The sequence below is a fragment of the Streptomyces sp. NPDC003016 genome, from assembly GCF_053591455.1.
Genome location: NZ_JBSFTV010000002.1, coordinates 166,622 through 185,251 on the forward strand (window position 1 = coordinate 166,622; position 18,630 = coordinate 185,251).

Here is an 18,630-nt window from a genome sequence, read left to right on the forward strand (position 1 = left end):
GCTGTACGGCGGTGATCGGACAGGCGGTGCTCAGGCCTCGAAGACCTCGTTGAGCAGCTGCTGCTGCTCGGCCTGGTGACGCTTGGCCGAGCCGACCGCCGGGGACGAGCCGTGCGGGCGCGAGATGCGCCGCAGCCGCTCGCCGTGCGGGACGTCGGCGCCGACCGCCAGGTCGAGGTGGTCGATCAGATTGAGCGCGATGAACGGCCACGCACCCTGGTTCGCCGGCTCCTCCTGCGCCCACAGGTACTTCTCGGCGTTCGGGTACTTGGCGATCTCCTGCTGGAGCTCCTTGCCCGGCAGCGGGTAGAGGCGCTCCAGGCGGATGATCGCCGTGTCCGTGGTGCCGCGCTTCTGACGCTCGGCCTCCAGGTCGTAGTAGACCTTGCCGGCGCAGAAGACGACCTTGCGGACGGCCGCCGCCTCGACGGTCGTGTCGCCGATCACCGGGCGGAAGCCGCCGGTGGTGAACTCCTCCGCCTTCGACGCCGCCGCCTTCAGACGCAGCATCGACTTCGGGGTGAAGACGATGAGCGGCTTGTGGTGCGGGTTGTGGACCTGCCAGCGCAGCAGGTGGAAGTAGTTCGACGGCAGGGTCGGCATGGCGACCGTCATGTTGTCCTGCGCGCACATCTGGAGGAAGCGCTCGGGACGGGCGGACGAGTGGTCCGGCCCCTGGCCCTCGTAACCGTGCGGAAGCAGGAGCGTGACGCCGGACGTCTGGCCCCACTTCTGCTCGGCCGAGGAGATGAACTCGTCGACGACGGTCTGCGCGCCGTTGACGAAGTCACCGAACTGGGCCTCCCACATGACCAGCGACTCGGGCCGGGCGAGCGAGTAGCCGTACTCGAAGCCCATGCACGCGTACTCGGAGAGCAGCGAGTCGTAGACGTTGTAGCGGGCCTGGTCCTCGGAGAGGTACTGGAGCGGGGTGTAGTCCTCGCCGGTGTTCTGGTCGACGAGCACCGCGTGGCGCTGGCCGAACGTACCGCGGCGGGTGTCCTGGCCGGACAGCCGGACCGGGACGCCCTCCATCAGCAGCGAGCCGATGGCGAGGGTCTCGCCCATGCCCCAGTCGATCGTGCCGTCCTCCACCGAGGCCGCGCGGCGCTGCATCTGCGGCATCAGGCGGGGGTGGACGGTGATCCGGTCGGGGATGTTGACCTGGGACTCGGCGATCCGCTTGACGACCTCCTGGGAGACCGCCGTGGCGACGGCCACCGGGAACTCGGCCTGGACCTCCGGGGCGTGGGCCGGAGCCGGATTCGAGGTGGCCTCGCGGACCTCCGCGAAGACCTTCTCCAGCTGTCCCTGGAAGTCCTGGAGCGCCTGCTCCGCCTCCTCCAGCGTGATGTCGCCGCGACCGATGAGCGACTCGGTGTAGAGCTTGCGCACCGAGCGCTTCACGTCGATCAGGGTGTACATCTGCGGGTTGGTGAACTGCGGGTTGTCGCCCTCGTTGTGACCGCGGCGGCGGTAGCAGATGAGGTCGATCACGACGTCCTTGTTGAACGTCTGGCGGAACTCGAAGGCCAGGCGCGCGACGCGGACCACGGCCTCCGGGTCGTCGCCGTTCACATGGAAGATCGGCGCCTCGATCATGCGGGCCACGTCGGTCGCGTACATCGAGGAGCGCGAGGACTCCGGGGCGGCGGTGAAGCCGACCTGGTTGTTGATGACGATGTGGACCGTGCCGCCGGTGCGGTAGCCCCGCAGCTGCGACATGTTGAGGGTCTCCGCGACGACGCCCTGGCCGGCGAAGGCCGCGTCGCCGTGCAGGGCGACGGGCAGGACCGTGAAGTCCGTGCCGCCCTTGTTGATGACGTCCTGCTTGGCGCGGGCGACACCCTCCAGGACCGGGTCGACCGCCTCCAGGTGCGAGGGGTTGGCGACGAGCGAGACCTTGATCTGCTCGCCGTCCAGACCGGTGAAGGTGCCCTCGGCGCCCAGGTGGTACTTGACGTCGCCGGAGCCGTGCATCGATTTCGGGTCGAGGTTGCCCTCGAACTCCCGGAAGATCTGCGCGTACGACTTGCCGACGATGTTCGCCAGGACGTTCAGGCGGCCGCGGTGGGCCATGCCGATGACGACCTCGTCCAGGCGCGACTCGGCGGCGGAGTCGATGACCGCGTCGAGCAGCGGGATGACGGACTCGCCGCCCTCCAGGGAGAAGCGCTTCTGGCCGACGTACTTCGTCTGGAGGAACGTCTCGAACGCCTCGGCGGCGTTCAGGCGGCGCAGGATGCGCAGCTGCTCCTCGCGCTCCGGCTTGGAGTGCGGGCGCTCCACGCGGTCCTGGATCCACTTGCGCTGCTTCGGGTCCTGGATGTGCATGAACTCGACGCCGACGGTACGGACGTAACTGTCGCGCAGCACACCGAGGATGTCGCGCAGCTTCATCATCGACTTGCCGGCGAAACCGCCGACGGCGAACTCGCGCTCCAGGTCCCAGAGCGTGAGGCCGTGCTCGTTGATGTCCAGGTCGGGGTGCTTGCGCTGCTTGTACTCCAGCGGGTCGGTGTCGGCCATGACGTGGCCGCGGACCCGGTAGGAGTGGATCAGCTCGAAGACGCGGGCGGCCTTGGTGACGTCGTCGTCGTGCGAGACGTCGATGTCCTTGAGCCAGCGGACCGGCTCGTACGGGATCCGCAGGGCCTCGAAGATGTCGTCGTAGAAGCCCTCCTCGCCGAGGAGCAGGTTGGCGAGGATGCGCAGGAACTCGCCGGAGGCGGCGCCCTGGATGACCCGGTGGTCGTACGTCGAGGTCAGGGTCATGACCTTGGAGATGCCCAGCTTGTTCAGGGTGTCCTGCGAGGTGCCCTGGAACTCGGCCGGGTAGTCCATCGCGCCGACGCCCATGATGAGGCCCTGTCCGGGCATCAGGCGGGGCACGGAGTGGACGGTGCCGATGCCGCCGGGGTTCGTCAGCGACGCGGTGACGCCGGTGAAGTCGTCCATCGTCAGCTTGTTCGCGCGGGCGCGGCGGACGATGTCCTCGTACGCCTGCCAGAACTCGAAGAAGTTGAGCGTCTCGGCCTTCTTGATGGCCGCGACGACGAGCTGGCGGTCGCCGTTGGGCTTGACCAGGTCGATGGCCAGGCCCAGGTTGACGTGCGGGGGCTTGACCAGGGTCGGCTTGCCGTCCTTCTCCGCGAAGGAGTAGTTCATCGACGGCATGGCCTTGAGGGCCTGCACCATCGCGAACCCGATCAGGTGCGTGAAGGAGACCTTCCCGCCCCGGGCGCGCTTGAGGTGGTTGTTGATGACGATGCGGTTGTCGAACAGCAGCTTCACCGGGACGGCGCGCACGGACGTGGCCGTGGGCAGTTCCAGCGAGGCGTTCATGTTCTTGGCGACGGCCGCGGACGGGCCGCGCAGCGTCACGTACTCGGGGCCCTCGGGGGCCTCCTTGGCGGCTTCCGCCTTGGGCTCGGTCTTCGCCTTCGCGCCGGCCTGCTGTGCGGCGGCCGGTGCGGGGGCGGAGGCGGGCTGGGCGGCGGGGGCCGCGGCCGGAGCGGCCTTGGCGGGGGCCGGGGTCCGGGCGGCGGGCTGCGCCGCCGCGGGGGCCGGCTGGGTGGCCGCGGGCGTCGCCGGGGTGGCGGGCGCGGCGGGTGCCGGAGCGGCCTGGGCCGGCTGTGCGGCGGCCCCGGTCACGTCATCGGCCTCGGGGGTGGCGGTCTTCTCCGCCGCGGGGGTGGAACCGGGCTTGTAGTCGGCGAAGAAGTCCCACCAGGCGCGGTCGACCGAATTCGGGTCCTGGAGGTACTGCTGGTAGATCTCGTCGACGAGCCACTCATTGGGACCGAAGGCAGCGGCAGGGTTCTTCCCTTGCCCGTCTTGGTCGGTCGAGACGCTCGGGCTACTGGGGGACTGAGACGACACGGCGTTAACCGCCCTCTTCCGCTTCGCAAGGTGATGGACAGCGGAAATAAAGGCTACGCCTCCCGGGCCGGGACGTGCAGGCCGGGCTGTCCATCCGTCGCGTAAGTCACATGGGAGAGCTGGTTTCGGCGCTTGGAATGGCGGGAAACAAGCCTGGTTCCGCTGTATTCGGGTAGGGCTGAAGGCGGCCACGGCCCCTCTGGACCGTGCCCCCCGGTGGACGACACGCAGGAACGTGCGCTTCCGGTTCGAACCCTACGTCAACTGCCCGTCCGGAGGCTCCCCGGAAGGGTGACCTGGATGCGGCAGCCGCGCGCGGATTCGGCCACTCCGATCCGGCCGCCGTGCAGATCCACCGCCCAGCGTGCGATCGCGAGGCCGAGACCCGTACCGCCGTCGCTGCCCGGACCGTGCGGAGCGGGCAGGGCGCCGCGGTTGAAACGCTCGAAGACCCGGTGCCGCTCGGACTCCGGAATGCCGGGGCCCTCGTCCAGGACCTCCAGGTCCAGGCTCTCCGGCTGCGAGCCGCGCCGGGCGCGCACGGTGACGCGGCCGTGCGGCGGGCTGTGCTTGACCGCGTTGTCGAGGAGGTTGGCGACGACCTGGTGCAGCCGCTCGATGTCGGCGTGCGCGGTCAGCTCGGGCGGCGAGACGTCCAGGTGCAGATGCACGTCGGTACGCGTATGACTGCCGGACCCCGAGGCGAGGCCGCGCTGCGAGGCGATCACGTTCGCCTCCTTCAGCACGCCGGAGAGGTACGGCCAGACCTCGAAGCGGTGCGCCTTCAGCGGGACGACGCCGTTGTCCAGCCGGGACAGGTCGAGCAGCGTCTCGACCAGCCGGCCGAGGCGCTCGGTCTGTTTCAGCGCCGTGCGCATCGTCTCGGGATCGGCTTCGGACACCCCGTCCACGACGTTCTCCAGCACCGCTCTGAGTCCCGCGATGGGGGTTCTCAGCTCGTGCGAGACATTGGCGACCAGTTCCTTGCGGTGGCGGTCCACGGCCTCCAGGTCGTCCGCCATGTGGTTGATCGTGGCCGCCAGGTCGCCCAGCTCGTCCCTGCGGCCCGCGCCGCGCACCCGCCGCGTGTAGTCGCCGTGCGCGATGGACCGGGCCACCGTCGTCATCTCGTCCAGCGGAGAGGTCAGGCTGTGTGCCACGAACTGGGTGATCAGCATCGAGGCGATGACCGAGAAGACGGTGATGAAGCGCAGCTCCGTCTTGGTGCGCAGCGCCACCAGGATCAGGCCCGTGGTGATGAAGACCGAGACGACGACGAGCGTGCCGAGCTTGGTCTTGATCGAGAAGGGACGCAGCCCGTTCCTTCCCTGCCCCTGACCCTGCCTCGCCTGCCTTCCCTGCCGCGTCATGCCGGTGGGGTCTCCAGCGCGTACCCCACGCCGTGGACCGTACGGATCCGCTCGGCGCCGATCTTGCGGCGCAGCGCCTTGATGTGGCTGTCGACGGTCCTGGTGCCCGACGCGTCGGCCCAGTCCCACACCTCGGCGAGCAGCTGCTCGCGCGAGAGCACGGCGCGCGGCGTGCTCGCCAGGCACACCAGCAGGTCGAACTCGGTGGGCGTCAGGTGTACGTCGTCACCGCGCACCCGCACGCGGCGCTGCGCGTGGTCGATCTCCAGTTCGCCCAGGCGCAGGATGCCGCTGCGCGGCGTGGAGGCGGCGAGCGTCGCCCGCTCCACCCGGCGCAGCAGGACATGCACGCGGGCCGCGAGTTCGCGCATCGAGAACGGCTTGGTCATGTAGTCGTCGGCGCCGACACCGAGGCCGACCAGCATGTCGGTCTCGTCGTCGCGTGCCGTCAGCATCAGTACCGGCACGGGCCGCTGCGCCTGGACGCGGCGGCAGACTTCGAGCCCGTCGAAGCCGGGCAGCATGATGTCGAGCACCATCAGATCGGGCTGCCACGCCTCGGCGGCGTCCACCGCCGCCGGTCCGTCGACGGCCGTCTGCACCTGGAAGCCCTCGGCGCGCAGTCGCGCTGCAATGGCGTCGACGATGGTCGCGTCGTCCTCGACGACCAGCACCCGGCGCTGGGCGCCCGGAGTGGCCGCGAGGCCGTTGTGGCTGGTGTGTGTCTGCTCCATTGCCCCGCCCCTGGGAGTTCTCTTCTCTATTCCCACGTGTAAGGCAGCAGCGTAAAGGCACCGACGGCGTCCCGGCTACGCAGGGCGAACCGCGAGGTGGACCACGTCAGGCACGCCTCGGGCAACTTGGATCTCTTCCGTCCTAACCAAGTTGAATCCGGCATTCCACAACGCGTCCTCGAATTCCGGGGACGGTCCGGCCGACCGGACGGCGAGGATTCCGCCGGGCCTCAGCCGCCTCATGCACCCCGCAAGCCCTTGTGGGGAGTAGAGATTGGCGTTGCCGTCGGTCACGGTCCAGTCGGGGCCGTTGTCGATGTCGAGGCAGAGCGCGTCGTAGGTGTCCTGGTACGTACCAGCGTTCCCGATCCGGTTTTCCCGAACGTAATCCACCAGGTCGGTGTGAATGATCTCGCATCGCGGATCGGCGAGCGCGTCGTCCGAGATCCGGGCCAGCGGTCCCGCGCGGTGCCAGTCGATGACGGCCTGCTCGCGCTCGACGACCGCGATCCGCCCCAGCGCGGCTGCGCGGCGGCGCGGGCGGGCGAGAAGCCGACGCCGAGGCCGCCGATGAGGAGGGCGGGGGAGGGGAGGCCGGCCGCGCCGGGGAGCGCGGCGAGGGCGGCGTCGACGAGGAGGCGCTCGGAGCGGCCGTCGGAGGTGTCCATCAGGAAGCAGCCGTTGGCGATGATCTCGAAGTGCCCCCCGCGCTCCCGCAGAACGACCTCCCCGTACGGGCCCTCGCACCGGTCGACGGTGGTGGCGTGCGGAGTCTGGGGGAGGGCCTGGACGGCCATGGGGAACCTCCGGGGCGGTTCGGGTGCTTCCTGGTGTCGTCGGCGCCGTCCTGGCGCCGGGCGGCAGCGGGATCAAACCTTTTCCGTCCCCGGGGGACCGCCGTCGTGCCGGGGCCCGCCGTCATGCCGGGGTCCCCGGGCACGTCACGCCGGTCAGCGGGGCGCACACCTGCCAGCCCAGCGACTCGTACAGCCCCCGCCCGTCGGTCGTCGCGCCCAGGAGCCCGGCCGTGGCGCCCTGTTGGTACGCCGCGTCCTGGAGCGTGCGCATCACCAGCGCGCCCAGGCCCCTGCGCCGGTGCGCGGGGGCCGTCTCCACCTGGTCCACCACCGCTGTCCTGCCGGTCGGGGCGACCTGGCCGCGCGCGGCGAACCCGCCGTCGGGGGCGGTGACGAGCAGGCGCGTCACGCCGCCGCGCCGCCAGGACTTGAGCGTGTAGCCCTCGAGCGCGTGGGCGTGGGTGGGGGTGTCGGCGTGGGTGCGGGCGTCGGTGCCGGGCAGCGGGCGCAGCGGTGTCGTCATCAGCCAGCCGGGCCCGTCCGGCCTCCACTCCGGGCCGAGCCAGGGCACGACCGTCTCCGGCTCCAGGAACACCTTGAGCGAGACGGCCGGTGCGGCGTACGCCTCGGCCAGCTTGCGGACCGTCGCCTCGTCGGCGTCGGTCAGGACGTGCCGGGTGGCGTGGTGCGGGAGGCCGACATCGACCGTGAGGCCCCAGGGCTGGGGCACGGGGTCCGCCGCGCCCCGGGACACGACCCATCCGCCGACCCAGGCGCGGACGGCATCGGCGGTGGAATCGAAGAGCGGCGAGGGGGCCCGGGGTGTCATCTGCACTCCTTGTGTAATAGTCAGGTGCTTGCTTCGATCATTACATAGTGTCTCCGGGCGGATGTGCGGTATGCGGGAAGAGATCGCCGGCAGCGGAGAGGGGCCCCGGTCAGGGGCGCGGTGTCTTCTCGCCGTGCACGGCCGTGTACTCGGCGGCCAGCCAGGGAGCCAGGTCGTCGACGAGCAGGGCGAGCACCGCCGGATCGGCCGAAGGGGTACGGCCGACGGCCGCGGCCAGGCGCATCTGCGCGGCGCGCTCGGGGTAGTAGCGGCCGAAGAGTTCGGCGGACTCGTCGAGGTCGCTGGTCCAGCCGCCCCAGCGGGGCATGACCAGAGTGAATCCCGTACGGACGAGGCGGCGGGCGACGGTGCGGCCGAGAGTCCTGCGGGCGCTGTCCGTGGTGGCTTCGGCGGTCCGGGCGCGCCAGCGCGGGAGCGCGAGGGCGAGGTCGCCGTTCGTTTCGCGGGCGAGCAGGGTCGTGGGGCCGTAGCGGGGCAGCCGTTCGGCCAGGTCGGCGCCGAGCAGCGGGGTGCAGAGGCAGGAGACGAAGAAGCCGAGATCGTGGCGTTCGAGATCGCTGAGCAGGGCGCGGGTGCTGAACAGCAGGGCGCCGACGCCGTCGAGCTGCGGGAACGCGCTGTCCAGCGCGGCCTCGACCGCCTCGGCGTCGGCGCGGTCGGCTTCGGTGGGCTCGTGGTGGAGGGCGAGGAGCAGGTCCAGGTCGGAGACCCCGGGGACGGCGGCGCCGCGGGGCACGCTGCCGTAGAGGTAGGCGCTGTGCAGCCGCGCGCCGCCGAACGTCTCGGTGAGGTGGGCGCGGGCCGCGTCGACGGCGCCGGCGAACGCCGGCGGCACCCGGTCCAGCGCGCCTTCGCGTGCGATCGTCCCGTCGTGGTTCAGCCCGCGTGCGTTCATGAGGGCACTGTGCCCCGGGCCGCTGTGCGCTGCCGAGCGAAGGTCCGGGGCGGCGCCGCGGCTTCGCTCGTGCGCGCGCGGACCGGCTCCGCGCGCTGATCGCTCACAGCGAACATGCGTCCGGGAACATTCGGAAGCTCACGATCATTGAGTCGGCATAGCTCAAGTTCACTGCCGAAGGGGAGATCATGGCATCGACGTCCAACCCGCTCACCCTGCCCGTGCTGCCGCTCGACGACGAGGTCGTGCTGCCGGGAATGGTGGTGCCCCTGGACCTTTCGCACGCCGACGTACGCGCCGCGGTGGAGGCCGCACAGGCCGCCGCCCGTTCCAGTGGCAACAAGCCGGAGGTCCTTCTCGTTCCGCGGATCGACGGCACGTACGCCGCGATCGGCGTCCTGGGCACCGTCGAGCAGGTCGGGCGGCTCTCCGACGGCGATCCCGGCGCCCTGATCCGCGGCCGCGAGCGCGTCCGGATCGGTGCGGGCACGACAGGACCCGGCGCGGCGCTCTGGGTCGAGGGCGCGAGTGTCGAGGAGACGCTGCCCGACCCGCTCCCCGGAGCGGTCACCGAACTGGTCAAGGAGTACAAGGCGCTCGCCACCAGCTGGCTGAAGAAGCGCGGCGCCTGGCAGGTCGTGGACCGCGTCCAGCAGATCGAGGACGTCTCCGCCCTCGCCGACAACTCCGGCTACTCGCCGTTCCTCACCACCGCCCAGAAGGTCGAGCTGCTGGAGACCGCCGACCCGGTGGCCCGGCTGAAGCTCGCCGTGAAGTGGCTGGGCGAGCACCTGGCGGAGCAGGACGTGGCCGAGTCCATCGCCAAGGACGTGCAGGAGGGCGTGGACAAGCAGCAGCGCGAGTTCCTGCTGCGCCGCCAGCTCGACGCCGTGCGCAAGGAGCTGCGCGAGATCAACGGCAAGGACGGCGAGGACGAGTCCGACGACTACCGGGCGCGCGTCGAGGCCGCCGACCTGCCCGGGAAGGTGCGCGAGGCCGCCCTCAAGGAGGTCGACAAGCTGGAACGGTCCTCCGACCAGTCCCCGGAGGGGTCGTGGATCCGGACGTGGCTCGACACCGTCCTCGAACTCCCCTGGACCGAGCGGACCGAGGACCAGTACGACATCCAGGGCGCCAAGGCGGTCCTGGACGCCGAGCACGCCGGCCTGGACGACGTGAAGGAGCGCATCACCGAGTACCTGGCGGTCCGCAAGCGCCGGGCCGAGCGCGGCCTGGGCGTGGTCGGCGGCCGTCGCGGCGGCGCGGTGCTGGCCCTCGTAGGCCCGCCCGGCGTCGGCAAGACGTCGCTCGGCGAGTCCGTCGCCCACGCCATGGGCCGGAAGTTCGTACGGGTCGCGCTCGGCGGCGTACGCGACGAGGCGGAGATCCGCGGACACCGCCGTACGTACGTGGGGGCTCTTCCCGGGCGGATCGTGCGCGCGATCAAGGAGGCCGGGTCGATGAACCCCGTCGTCCTCCTCGACGAGATCGACAAGGTCGGCTCCGACTTCCGCGGCGACCCGGCCGCGGCGCTGCTCGAAGTCCTCGACCCCGCCCAGAACCACACGTTCCGCGACCACTACCTGGAGGTCGAGCTGGACCTGTCGGACGTGGTCTTCCTCGCCACCGCCAACGTCCTGGAGGCCATCCCGGAGGCGCTGCTGGACCGTATGGAGCTGGTCAGGCTCGACGGCTACACGGAGGACGAGAAGGTCGTCATCGCCCGTGACCACCTGCTCCCGCGCCAGCTGGAGCGGGCGGGCCTGGAGCCCGGGGAGGTCACCCTCGACGACTCGGCGCTGCGCAAGCTGGCGGGCGAGTACACCCGTGAGGCGGGCGTACGGAACCTGGAGCGGTCGGTGGCGCGCCTGCTGCGCAAGGTGGCGGCGCAGAGCGAGCTGGGCGAGCGGGAGCTGCCGTTCACGATCACGGACGGCGACCTGCGCGCTCTGATCGGCCGGCCCCACCACGTCCCCGAGTCCGCCCAGGACCCGGCGGAGCGCCGCACGGCGGTCCCGGGCGTGGCCACCGGCCTGGCGGTCACGGGTGCGGGCGGCGACGTCCTCTTCGTCGAGGCGTCGCTGGCGGACAAGGAGACGGGCGGCGCGGGCCTGACCCTCACGGGCCAGCTCGGCGACGTCATGAAGGAGTCCGCCCAGATCGCGCTCTCCTTCCTCCGCTCGCACGGCGCGGAGCTGGAGCTGCCGGTCGGCGACCTGAAGGACCGGAGCGTACACATCCACTTCCCGGCGGGCGCGGTGCCCAAGGACGGACCGAGCGCGGGCATCACGATGACGACGGCCCTCGCGTCGCTGCTGTCCGGCCGGCTGGTCCGCACCGACGTGGCGATGACGGGCGAGGTCTCCCTGACCGGCCGCGTCCTGCCGATCGGCGGCCTGAAGCAGAAGCTGCTGGCGGCGCACCGGGCGGGCACCACGACGGTGGTGATCCCCAAGCGGAACGAGGCCGACCTGGACGACGTCCCGGCCGAGATCCTGGACAAGCTGGAGATCCACCCGGTGACGGACGTCCGCCAGGTCCTGGAGATCGCACTGGCTCCGGCAGAGGTACGGGTGCCGGTGGCGGCGTGACGGACGCCTGCCGGTGACCCGGCTGCGGAACGCCCCCTTCCCCCGCTGTGGGGGAAGGGGGCTTCTGCTTCTGCTGGGGCTTTTCCGCTTCCGCTTCTGCTTCTGCGCGAGAACCGGAGAACGCAAGGCCGAGGACGGCCGGTCAGCCGTTGGCGAGGGCCTGGACGCGGTCGAGGGCGCCGTTGAACTTGTTGTGGTCGCCGACGACGGGACCCGTGGAGGTGTACTGCCACATGGTCTGTACGCCCCAGCCGGCCGGGAGTTCGCCCACGGTGGTGTTGTAGCGGGCGATCCACAGCGGGTTGACGGAACCGAAGCCGCCGTAGTTGCCCGTGCAGGTCTTCCACCAGCTCGTCGCCGTGTAGATGACGGCGTCACGGCCGGTGCGGGCCCTGTAGGTGTCCAGGAAGTCGCGGATCCAGGCGACCATCCCGCTCTGCGTCTTGCCGTAGCACTGCGCGCCGTAGGGGTTCCACTCGATGTCCAGCACGCCGGGCAGCGTCCTGCCGTCGCGCGACCAGCCGCCGCCGTTGTCGACGAAGTAGTGGGCCTGGTCGGCGCCGCCGGCGTCGTCCGGTGTCGCGAAGTGGTACGCGCCGCGGATCATGCCGACGTGGTACGAGCCGGTGTACTGCTGTCCGAAGTAGGGGTTCTTGTAGTAGTTCCCCTCGGTGGCCTTCACGTAGGCCCACTTCACACCGCTGGCCCACAGGGAGGACCAGTTGACGTTGCCCTGGTGGCTGCTGACGTCCACGCCTTCGGTCTGCGTGACGCGGATGCCGGGCGGCAGGCCGCCCTGGCCGTCGTGCTTGACGACGCCCATGCCCATGCGGGCCGAGCCGCGTTCGGGCTTCTCGGCGGCGGTGACGGCCCCCGGCAGGGTCAGGACGAGGGCGAGAGCGGAGAGGACGGAGAGGAGAATCCCGGCCGCCGCGGTGCGCGGGCGGCGGGCCGTTCCGGATCTGTGCACGGGCATGTACGTGCCTCCGAAAGGCTCGGTGGGGATGCTGGAGGTGCTGGGGCGCTGGAGACAGCTCTGGTCCGGCAGGTCCGGGCGGGCGACCTGTCGACAGAGCCACTGGTGTGGACATGTCAGCAATGAAGCTACGCACGTAGACAGGAGGTGGGGAAGAGCATCCGGATGCTGCCGTTGGTCTAAACCTACGAAATACTGAGCGAGCTGCGGCAATGGCCGCCGGTGAAAGAAAACTTCAGGGGTGAGGAAAGCGCGCAATGAGTCCTGACGTGCACGGAAGCGGAAGAGCGGATGACGGGCGCGTTCCGGAGGCGAGCGCCGTGGACCACGAATTCCTCGCGCTGGAACGCGAACTGGCCGTATTCCTGCGCCGGGCCCGCGCCTCCTCCGGTGACATGGCCCGCGAGGTCCACCCCGAACTGGAGCCGGCGGCGTACGGACTGCTCGTACGGCTCGACGAGGCGGACCGGCAGCGGGCCACCGAGCTGGCCTCGTGGTTCGGCGTGGGCAAGGCGACCATGAGCCGGCAGCTGCGCGCCCTGGAGGAGCTCGGCCTGGTCACGCGCGAGCCCGACCCTGCCGACGGCCGGGCCTCGCTGGTCGCGCTCACCGAGGAGGGGCGCGCGCGCTTCCGGCGGGTACGGGACGCGCGCCGCGCCCGTTACGTACGCAAGCTGGCGGACTGGGACCGCGCGGAGGTGGCGGAACTCGCCCGCCTGCTGCACCAGTTGAACAGCCGCGCGGAGAGCTGAGCCGGAACCCCGGAGGGTCCGGGGCGGGCGTGCCCCGCTTCGGCCGCCGCCCCGTCACCTGCCGCCGCCCCGTCACCTGCCTCCGCCCCGTCCCCCGCCCGCATCCCGTCACCCGCCCCCGCTCACAGCTCCGCGTAGACCACCGCCGCGTCGTCGTGCCGCTTCCAGCGGCGTACCAGCGGCGCCCTCGTACCGCCGGTCTCCAGCTCCAGGGACCGGACGCGGTCGATCAGGGACTGGGCGCCCTCCTTGCGCAGTACGCCCAGGCAGTCCGCCCAGTCGCCCTCCCCGAACATGTCCACCCAGCGCGTCGCCCCGTCGCTGAGCGCCGCCAGCGCCCGCACCCGCGCCCGTGGCTCCACGCCCGTCACCGCCCGCGCCGCCACCGCCGGATCGGCCGCCGCCGTGAAGAAGCCGCCCTCGGCATTGCGCAGGGCGTCGGTCGCGGTGAGCGAGGCGAGCACCTCGCGGGGGACGAGGCCGAGACGGTCGTCGAGCACCGCGCGCACCGTGCCGTCCGGGGATTCCAGCAGCAGCGCCGAGTCCGACAGCACCAGGTGTTCGACCTCTTCCGCGCCCCAGCGCGCCAGGACCACCGTCGCCTGCGGCGTCCGCACGTGAGAAAGGTCACAGGTGGGTCGATGGGCGTCGGCGGTGCGGCGAATGGCCTCCGCGAGGATCTCGGTGAGGGGCAGATCCAGCCGAGAAGTGGACAATTCGATCAATGCGCCACCGAGCCTGGCGGTGAACCAGGGGACCGAATGCAGGCATCCGTCATCGCCCGCCGGAGGGGTCACGCCGTCCAGCAGGACGAGCGCGCCGCCCCGGCCGGTGGCAGGCAGGGCAGCGGACGCCCAGTCCTCGTTGGGGCGTTCGGGGTCCCCGGGGGCCGTGGCCAGTTCGAAGCGCATACGGCCAAGTCTGCAGGAGGGCGCCGGGTGCCGTCCGACGGCTTCCCCCGCGCCGCCAATTGGCCCGTACCAGCAGGTAAGGCGCGGGTCTATGGGCGGAATGGGACACTCCGCGAAGCTGCGGGGGCGCATCCTGCCAAAGGCCGGGCGGAACTTCCAACCGGCGCTCCGCGTGCCCGCGAGGCGGACCGGATCGGGAGTTGTTCGTCAACTCCCGAGTGTTGTTCACTCGTTCAAGTGGCGGAGCGGGTGATGCGCGACTTCTTCCCAAAAGCGCTGGAATGGTCTGAAGCCATTCCTGGGGTGGGGGCGCTCTCTTGTGTGACGAGTCGTCACCTCGGCCACATGAGCAGACGAGTCAAGCAAGAATGCGAGCACCGGTGCAGAAAAAGCGGCCTCGGGGCGATAGCGGTAATGGCGAGCGGACCGAACGCACCGTACGGGTACGCAGTCGGCTGGTCGCCGGCGTGGCCGTCGTCGGCGTCACCGTCCTCGCCGCCGGTACGCCCGCCATCCTCAGCGCCTCCTCCGAACTCTCCGATTCCCAGCGTCTGGTCACCCTCGCCGAGCTGAACCGGCAGGCCGTCACCCTCGCCCACTCCCTCGCCGACGAACGCGACGACGTCACCGCGTACATCGCGGCCGGACGCGGCGGCGCGGACGCCGACGGGGACGCCGGCGGGGACGGCGCCGCACGCGCCGGCAAGGGCGAGGGGCTGTCGGAGAACCACAGCGCCCGCGTCGACCGGCAGATGGACGAGATCGAACTCGCCGCCCCCGCCGGCCTGCGCCGCGACCTGGCCAGGATTCCCGGCATCCGCAGGGAGGCCCTGACCGGCGAGGGCACCGCGCTGGAGGCCCACAAGGCGTACACCGAGGCGATCGAGAAGCTCCAGGACCTCGCCGACGAGCTCGCCGACAGGACGCCCCCCCGCGCCGCCGAGGCCACCCGGGCGCCCGCCGCGCTCGGCCGGGCCGTCGATCAGGCCGCCGCCACCCGCGGGCTCCTGCTCGCCGCGCTGTCCGTCCCGCGCGAGAACACCGGCAGCCGCGTCGACCCCGTCACCGGGCTCCTCGTCCCCGCCGAGGAGGACCCGGACTCCCCGAGCGCCCGCACCCGCGACGCGCTGAGCACCGCGGCCCAGCAGTCGCGGGTACGCGAACTCGCCGCGCTCGCCGACTTCGACCAGGCCGCCGGGTCCGCCGCCCGCGAGTCCCTCAAGGTCACCGTGACCGGCCCCGAGGTCAAGGCCGCCGAGGAGTACCTCACCCGTCTCACCGACCAGCCCCGGCTCTCCGACGCCGAACTCGGCACCGACCGCGCGAAGGCCGGAGCCGCGCTGTCGGCCCGTATCGACCTGATGCGCGGCGTCGAGTCCTCCCTCGGTTCCGCGCAGGTCACCCGGCTCTCCCGGCTGCGCGACGACGACGTCACTGCGCTGGAGGTCCGGATCGCCCTGGCCGGCGCCTGCCTGCTGTTCGCCGTCGGTGCCAGCACGGCCGTCGCCCGTACGCTCACCCGCCCGCTGGCCGTGCTGCGGCTCGGCGCGGCGAGGCTGGCCGCCGGCCCGCAGGCCGCGGGCGCCAAGGCCGCGGACGGCGGGACCGAGGGCGCGACCACCGTGGAGCCGATCCGCTTCACCGGCCGCAACGACGAGTTCGCCCAGGTCGTACGGTCCCTCAACACGCTGCACGCCAGGCTCGCCGAGGCCGGCGCCCGCGCGGAGAAGCTCGCCGGTGACCGTACGCACCTGATCGGCCAGCGCGAGACCCTCGCCACCCAGCGCGCCGAACTCCAGGAGCAGGTGGCCGAGGCCACCACGCAGCTGGAGCGGATGCGCCACACCGTCCACTCCACGTTCGTCAACCTCTCGCTGCGCACGCTCGGCGTCGTGGAGCGCCAGCTCGGCATCATCGAGAGCCTGGAGGAGCGCGAGCAGGACCCGGAGCGCCTCGCGACCCTCTTCAAGCTCGACCACATGGCGACCGTCATGCGCCGCCACGGCGAGAACCTGCTCGTCCTGGCCGGCACCGAGCACGGACAGGGACAGCAGGGCCCGGTGCCGCTCGTCGACGTACTGCGCGCCGCCGTCAGCGAGATCGAGCGGTACGAGCGGGTGGACATCCGGTCGATCCCGCCGCACGCCCAGGTCGCGGGCTTCGCCGCCAACGACCTCAGCCACCTCCTCGCGGAGCTCCTGGAGAACTCCACCTCCTTCTCCCCGCCGGACGCCAAGGTCGAGCTCTCCGGCTGGCTCCTGGAGAGCGGCGAGGTGATGCTCTCCGTCCAGGACGAGGGCATCGGCATGACGCAGGACCGCCTCACCGAGCTGAACGCGCGGCTCGCCGAACCCTGCGCGTACGAGCCGGGCGACGGCACCGACGGCGGCATCGGCCTGCACGTGGCCGCGCTGCTGGCCGCACGGCACGGCGTACGCGTGACGCTGCGGGAGCAGAAGCAGGGCGGCATCGCCGCGGTCGCCGTACTGCCGACCACGCTGCTGCCCACCGCGCCGCCGGTGGCCGCGCCGCCCGTGGTGCCGGTGGCGGGGGACGCGCCCACGCTGAACCTCCCGGGGTCGGTCGCGGAGGCCAACTCCAATACGCTGCCGGGGCGTTCGCCTCTCGACGAGCCGCCGCGGGAGGGTCCGGAGGACCCGCTGGTGGCGGCGGCCGAGCGGTCGATCCGCGAGGACGCGCAGAAGTCGGCACAGGACGCCGAACCCGCCGGGCCCACCGAGCCGGAGCCCGAACCCGCCGAACCCACCGAGCCGGAGCCCGAGGCCGGGCCCGAGCCCACCGAGCCGGGGCCCGAGCCCACCGAGCCGGGGCCCGAGCCCGCGGAGGCCGGGCCCGAGGCGCCGGTTCCCGGGCCCTACGCCATCGCCCCCGACACGCATGAGCGCGTCGCCGACGGGAAAGCGGACACCGGGACACCGGCCGACGAACCCACCTGGACGATGCGGTTGCCCAGGCAGTCCGCCGCACCCGAGGCGGAATCGATCACCGACCAGCCGGCCACCGATGAGCCGGTCACAGACAAGGGACTACCCAAGCGCACCCCCAAGATCGTCAAGCCCGGCCCCGCCCAGCCCAAGGAGCGCTCCACCGGCGTCGACGCGGACGCCCTGCGGCGCCGGCTCGGCGGTTTCCAGCAGGGTGCGATCAAGGGCCGTCGTGATGTCGAGGCAGAGATCTCAGGCAACGGGGAACGTCCGGAGACCAAGGGGGACACAGTTGAGGAGGAACGCAGTTGACTGCGTCCAGCACATTCGGGCTGAGTAGCGAGGCCCGCAATCTCCATTGGCTGTTGAGCAACCTCGTCGAGGAGGTGCCAGGGCTCCTCTCGGTCGCCGTCGTGTCGTCCGACGGGCTGCTCCTCCTCTCCTCCGACCCGGAGCGGAACGCCGGACAGGCCGCCCCGGCCGCCCGTCAGGACGGCCCGAAGGGATCGAGCGCGGACCTCGCGACCATCGTCTCGGGCATCGCCAGCCTCACCCAGGGCGCCGCGAAGCTGATGGACGGCGGCGGTGTCAAGCAGACGATGGTCGCGATGGAGGAGGGCAGCGTCTTCGTCATGTCGATCAGTGACGGCTCGCTGCTCGGCGTGCACGGCTCGCCCGACTGCGACATGAGCGTCGTCGCGTACCACATGGCGCTCTTCGTCGGCCGCGCCGGACACGTCCTCACCCCCGAACTCCGCAGCGAGCTGCGCAAATCGATGGAGAGTGCTCTGTGACGCCGACGCCGACTCCGTCGTCCGCCGCCAAGCTCCCGGTACGGGGCGAGGGCCGCAGGCCCGCCCGCGTACGCCCGTACTCGCTCACCGGCGGCCGCACCCGCTTCACGCACGTCCTGCTCGTCGAGACCTTCGTGGCGGCGATCGAAGCCCCCGAGGAGCGGCGCGAGCTGACCAACGGCGGCCTCCAGACGCGCGTCATGCCGGAGATGCGGGCCATCGTCGAGCTCTGCCGCCGCATGCGTACGGTCGCGGAGATCTCCGCGCTGCTGAAGATGCCGCTGGGCGTGGTCCGTGTGCTGCTCAGCGACTTGGCCGACCAGGGAAAGATCCGTGTGTACGGGACCGGGCACGCCCCCGGCCAGCCCAACCGCGCGCTGCTCGAAAGGGTGCTGAGTGGACTCCGCCGTCTCTGAGACCGTCCCGGCCCGCACCTCCGGGCCCCTGCCGTCGGTCCCGGACCGCACCCGGCCGCCCCTGCCCGCCCCGGCCCCGGCCCTGCCGCCGGAGGCGGACGAAGGCGCCCAGGACTGGCAGACGGACCGCACCCGGGCACCGATCGCCACCAAGATCGTGGTCGCGGGGGGCTTCGGCGTGGGCAAGACGACCTTCGTCGGCTCGGTCTCCGAGATCACCCCGCTCAAGACCGAGGCGGTGATGACCACCGCGAGCGAGGAGACCGACGACCTCACCGCGACGCCCGACAAGACCACGACCACGGTCGCGATGGACTTCGGCCGCATCACCCTCGACGACGACCTCGTGCTGTACGTCTTCGGGACGCCCGGCCAGCAGCGGTTCTGGTTCATGTGGGACGACCTGGTGCGCGGTGCGATCGGCGCGGTCGTCATGGCCGACACGCGCCGGCTGTCCGACTGCTTCCCCGCGCTCGACTACTTCGAGAGCTGCGGACTGCCGTACATCGTCGCCGTCAACCACTTCGAGGGAACGACGGCGTACGAGGCCGAGGACGTCAGGGAAGCCCTGACCGTACCGGCGCACGTACCGGTCGTGATCATGGACGCGCGCAAGCGGATCACGGTGGTCGAGTCGCTGCTCGCCCTCGTCGGTCACGCGCTCACCACCACGCCCGAATAGCGGCGCACCCCCGAACAGCTACTCAACGGAGAACC

The 18,630-nt window shown here is 71.5% G+C and carries 13 protein-coding genes and 1 pseudogene; 6 read left to right on the forward strand and 8 right to left on the reverse strand.

What is annotated here, in order from left to right; translation table 11 throughout:
* Nucleotides 1–30: 30 nt before the first annotated feature.
* From ACWDZ4_RS02190 to ACWDZ4_RS02215, 6 genes and pseudogenes are all read right to left on the reverse strand, one after another.
* The gene (locus tag ACWDZ4_RS02190) at nt 31–3,882 is read right to left on the reverse strand and encodes a multifunctional oxoglutarate decarboxylase/oxoglutarate dehydrogenase thiamine pyrophosphate-binding subunit/dihydrolipoyllysine-residue succinyltransferase subunit (protein ID WP_451506553.1); all 3,852 of its coding nucleotides are present in this window, start codon (nt 3,880–3,882) and stop codon (nt 31–33) included.
* Between the two features lie 260 nt (nt 3,883–4,142).
* Entirely contained in the window at nt 4,143–5,252 is a 1,110-nt protein-coding gene (locus ACWDZ4_RS02195) for a HAMP domain-containing sensor histidine kinase (protein WP_451506554.1), read from the reverse strand.
* The gene (locus ACWDZ4_RS02200; RefSeq protein WP_451506555.1) at nt 5,249–5,986 is read right to left on the reverse strand and encodes a response regulator transcription factor; all 738 of its coding nucleotides are present in this window, start codon (nt 5,984–5,986) and stop codon (nt 5,249–5,251) included. Before ACWDZ4_RS02200 ends, ACWDZ4_RS02195 begins: the two co-directional genes overlap by 4 nt.
* A 75-nt stretch (nt 5,987–6,061) precedes the next feature.
* A pseudogene (locus ACWDZ4_RS02205) lies at nt 6,062–6,783 on the reverse strand (spermidine synthase).
* 121 nt (nt 6,784–6,904) lie between these two features.
* Nucleotides 6,905–7,612 carry a GNAT family N-acetyltransferase gene (locus ACWDZ4_RS02210; RefSeq protein ID WP_451506556.1) on the reverse strand — a complete coding sequence of 236 codons (708 nt, stop codon included), beginning with the start codon at nt 7,610–7,612 and terminating at the stop codon, nt 6,905–6,907.
* Between the two features lie 109 nt (nt 7,613–7,721).
* A complete protein-coding gene (locus ACWDZ4_RS02215) occupies nt 7,722–8,528 on the reverse strand; it encodes a nucleotidyltransferase (protein ID WP_451506557.1) in 807 nt (268 codons plus the stop codon).
* Nucleotides 8,529–8,716: 188 nt separating this feature from the next.
* On the opposite strand from ACWDZ4_RS02215, the gene lon reads away from it, so the two are divergent.
* Nucleotides 8,717–11,119, forward strand: coding sequence for an endopeptidase La (gene lon, locus ACWDZ4_RS02220; RefSeq protein ID WP_451506558.1), 2,403 nt, complete (start codon nt 8,717–8,719; stop codon nt 11,117–11,119).
* Between the two features lie 142 nt (nt 11,120–11,261).
* Here lon and ACWDZ4_RS02225 read toward each other — a convergent pair whose 3' ends face one another.
* Nucleotides 11,262–12,095 (reverse strand): lysozyme, encoded by an 834-nt coding sequence (locus tag ACWDZ4_RS02225; protein ID WP_451506559.1) that lies wholly within the window; start codon nt 12,093–12,095, stop codon nt 11,262–11,264.
* 257 nt (nt 12,096–12,352) lie between these two features.
* Here ACWDZ4_RS02225 and ACWDZ4_RS02230 point away from each other — a divergent pair, with 257 nt between their 5' ends.
* A complete protein-coding gene (locus ACWDZ4_RS02230) occupies nt 12,353–12,847 on the forward strand; it encodes a MarR family winged helix-turn-helix transcriptional regulator (RefSeq protein ID WP_451506560.1) in 495 nt (164 codons plus the stop codon).
* A gap of 122 nt (nt 12,848–12,969) precedes the next feature.
* Here the strand turns inward: ACWDZ4_RS02230 and ACWDZ4_RS02235 are convergent, their stop codons facing one another.
* Nucleotides 12,970–13,758 carry a hypothetical protein gene (locus ACWDZ4_RS02235; RefSeq protein ID WP_451506561.1) on the reverse strand — a complete coding sequence of 263 codons (789 nt, stop codon included), beginning with the start codon at nt 13,756–13,758 and terminating at the stop codon, nt 12,970–12,972.
* A gap of 380 nt (nt 13,759–14,138) precedes the next feature.
* On the opposite strand from ACWDZ4_RS02235, the gene ACWDZ4_RS02240 reads away from it, so the two are divergent.
* From ACWDZ4_RS02240 to ACWDZ4_RS02255, 4 genes are read left to right on the forward strand one after another with little or no spacing between them, the layout of a single operon-like run.
* The gene (locus ACWDZ4_RS02240) at nt 14,139–17,015 is read left to right on the forward strand and encodes a nitrate- and nitrite sensing domain-containing protein (protein WP_451506562.1); all 2,877 of its coding nucleotides are present in this window, start codon (nt 14,139–14,141) and stop codon (nt 17,013–17,015) included.
* Nucleotides 17,012–17,497, forward strand: coding sequence for a roadblock/LC7 domain-containing protein (locus ACWDZ4_RS02245; RefSeq protein ID WP_344492940.1), 486 nt, complete (start codon nt 17,012–17,014; stop codon nt 17,495–17,497). The genes ACWDZ4_RS02240 and ACWDZ4_RS02245 overlap by 4 nt, the downstream gene beginning before the upstream one ends.
* Nucleotides 17,494–17,913 (forward strand): DUF742 domain-containing protein, encoded by a 420-nt coding sequence (locus tag ACWDZ4_RS02250; protein ID WP_451506563.1) that lies wholly within the window; start codon nt 17,494–17,496, stop codon nt 17,911–17,913. The genes ACWDZ4_RS02245 and ACWDZ4_RS02250 overlap by 4 nt, the downstream gene beginning before the upstream one ends.
* Entirely contained in the window at nt 17,894–18,595 is a 702-nt protein-coding gene (locus tag ACWDZ4_RS02255) for a GTP-binding protein (protein ID WP_451506564.1), read from the forward strand. The genes ACWDZ4_RS02250 and ACWDZ4_RS02255 overlap by 20 nt, the downstream gene beginning before the upstream one ends.
* Nucleotides 18,596–18,630 lie beyond the last annotated feature (35 nt).

Bases quoted from the DNA above. Each gene is read 5' to 3' on its own strand.
- ACWDZ4_RS02235 (WP_451506561.1), bottom strand. From the start codon at position 13,758: ATGCGCTTCGAACTGGCCACGGCCCCCGGGGACCCCGAACGCCCCAAC.
- ACWDZ4_RS02230 (WP_451506560.1), top strand. From the start codon at position 12,353: ATGAGTCCTGACGTGCACGGAAGCGGAAGAGCGGATGACGGGCGCGTT.
- ACWDZ4_RS02210 (WP_451506556.1), bottom strand. From the start codon at position 7,612: ATGACACCCCGGGCCCCCTCGCCGCTCTTCGATTCCACCGCCGATGCC.
- lon (WP_451506558.1), top strand. From the start codon at position 8,717: ATGGCATCGACGTCCAACCCGCTCACCCTGCCCGTGCTGCCGCTCGAC.
- ACWDZ4_RS02225 (WP_451506559.1), bottom strand. From the start codon at position 12,095: ATGCCCGTGCACAGATCCGGAACGGCCCGCCGCCCGCGCACCGCGGCG.
- ACWDZ4_RS02195 (WP_451506554.1), bottom strand. From the start codon at position 5,252: ATGACGCGGCAGGGAAGGCAGGCGAGGCAGGGTCAGGGGCAGGGAAGG.
- ACWDZ4_RS02200 (WP_451506555.1), bottom strand. From the start codon at position 5,986: ATGGAGCAGACACACACCAGCCACAACGGCCTCGCGGCCACTCCGGGC.
- ACWDZ4_RS02215 (WP_451506557.1), bottom strand. From the start codon at position 8,528: ATGAACGCACGCGGGCTGAACCACGACGGGACGATCGCACGCGAAGGC.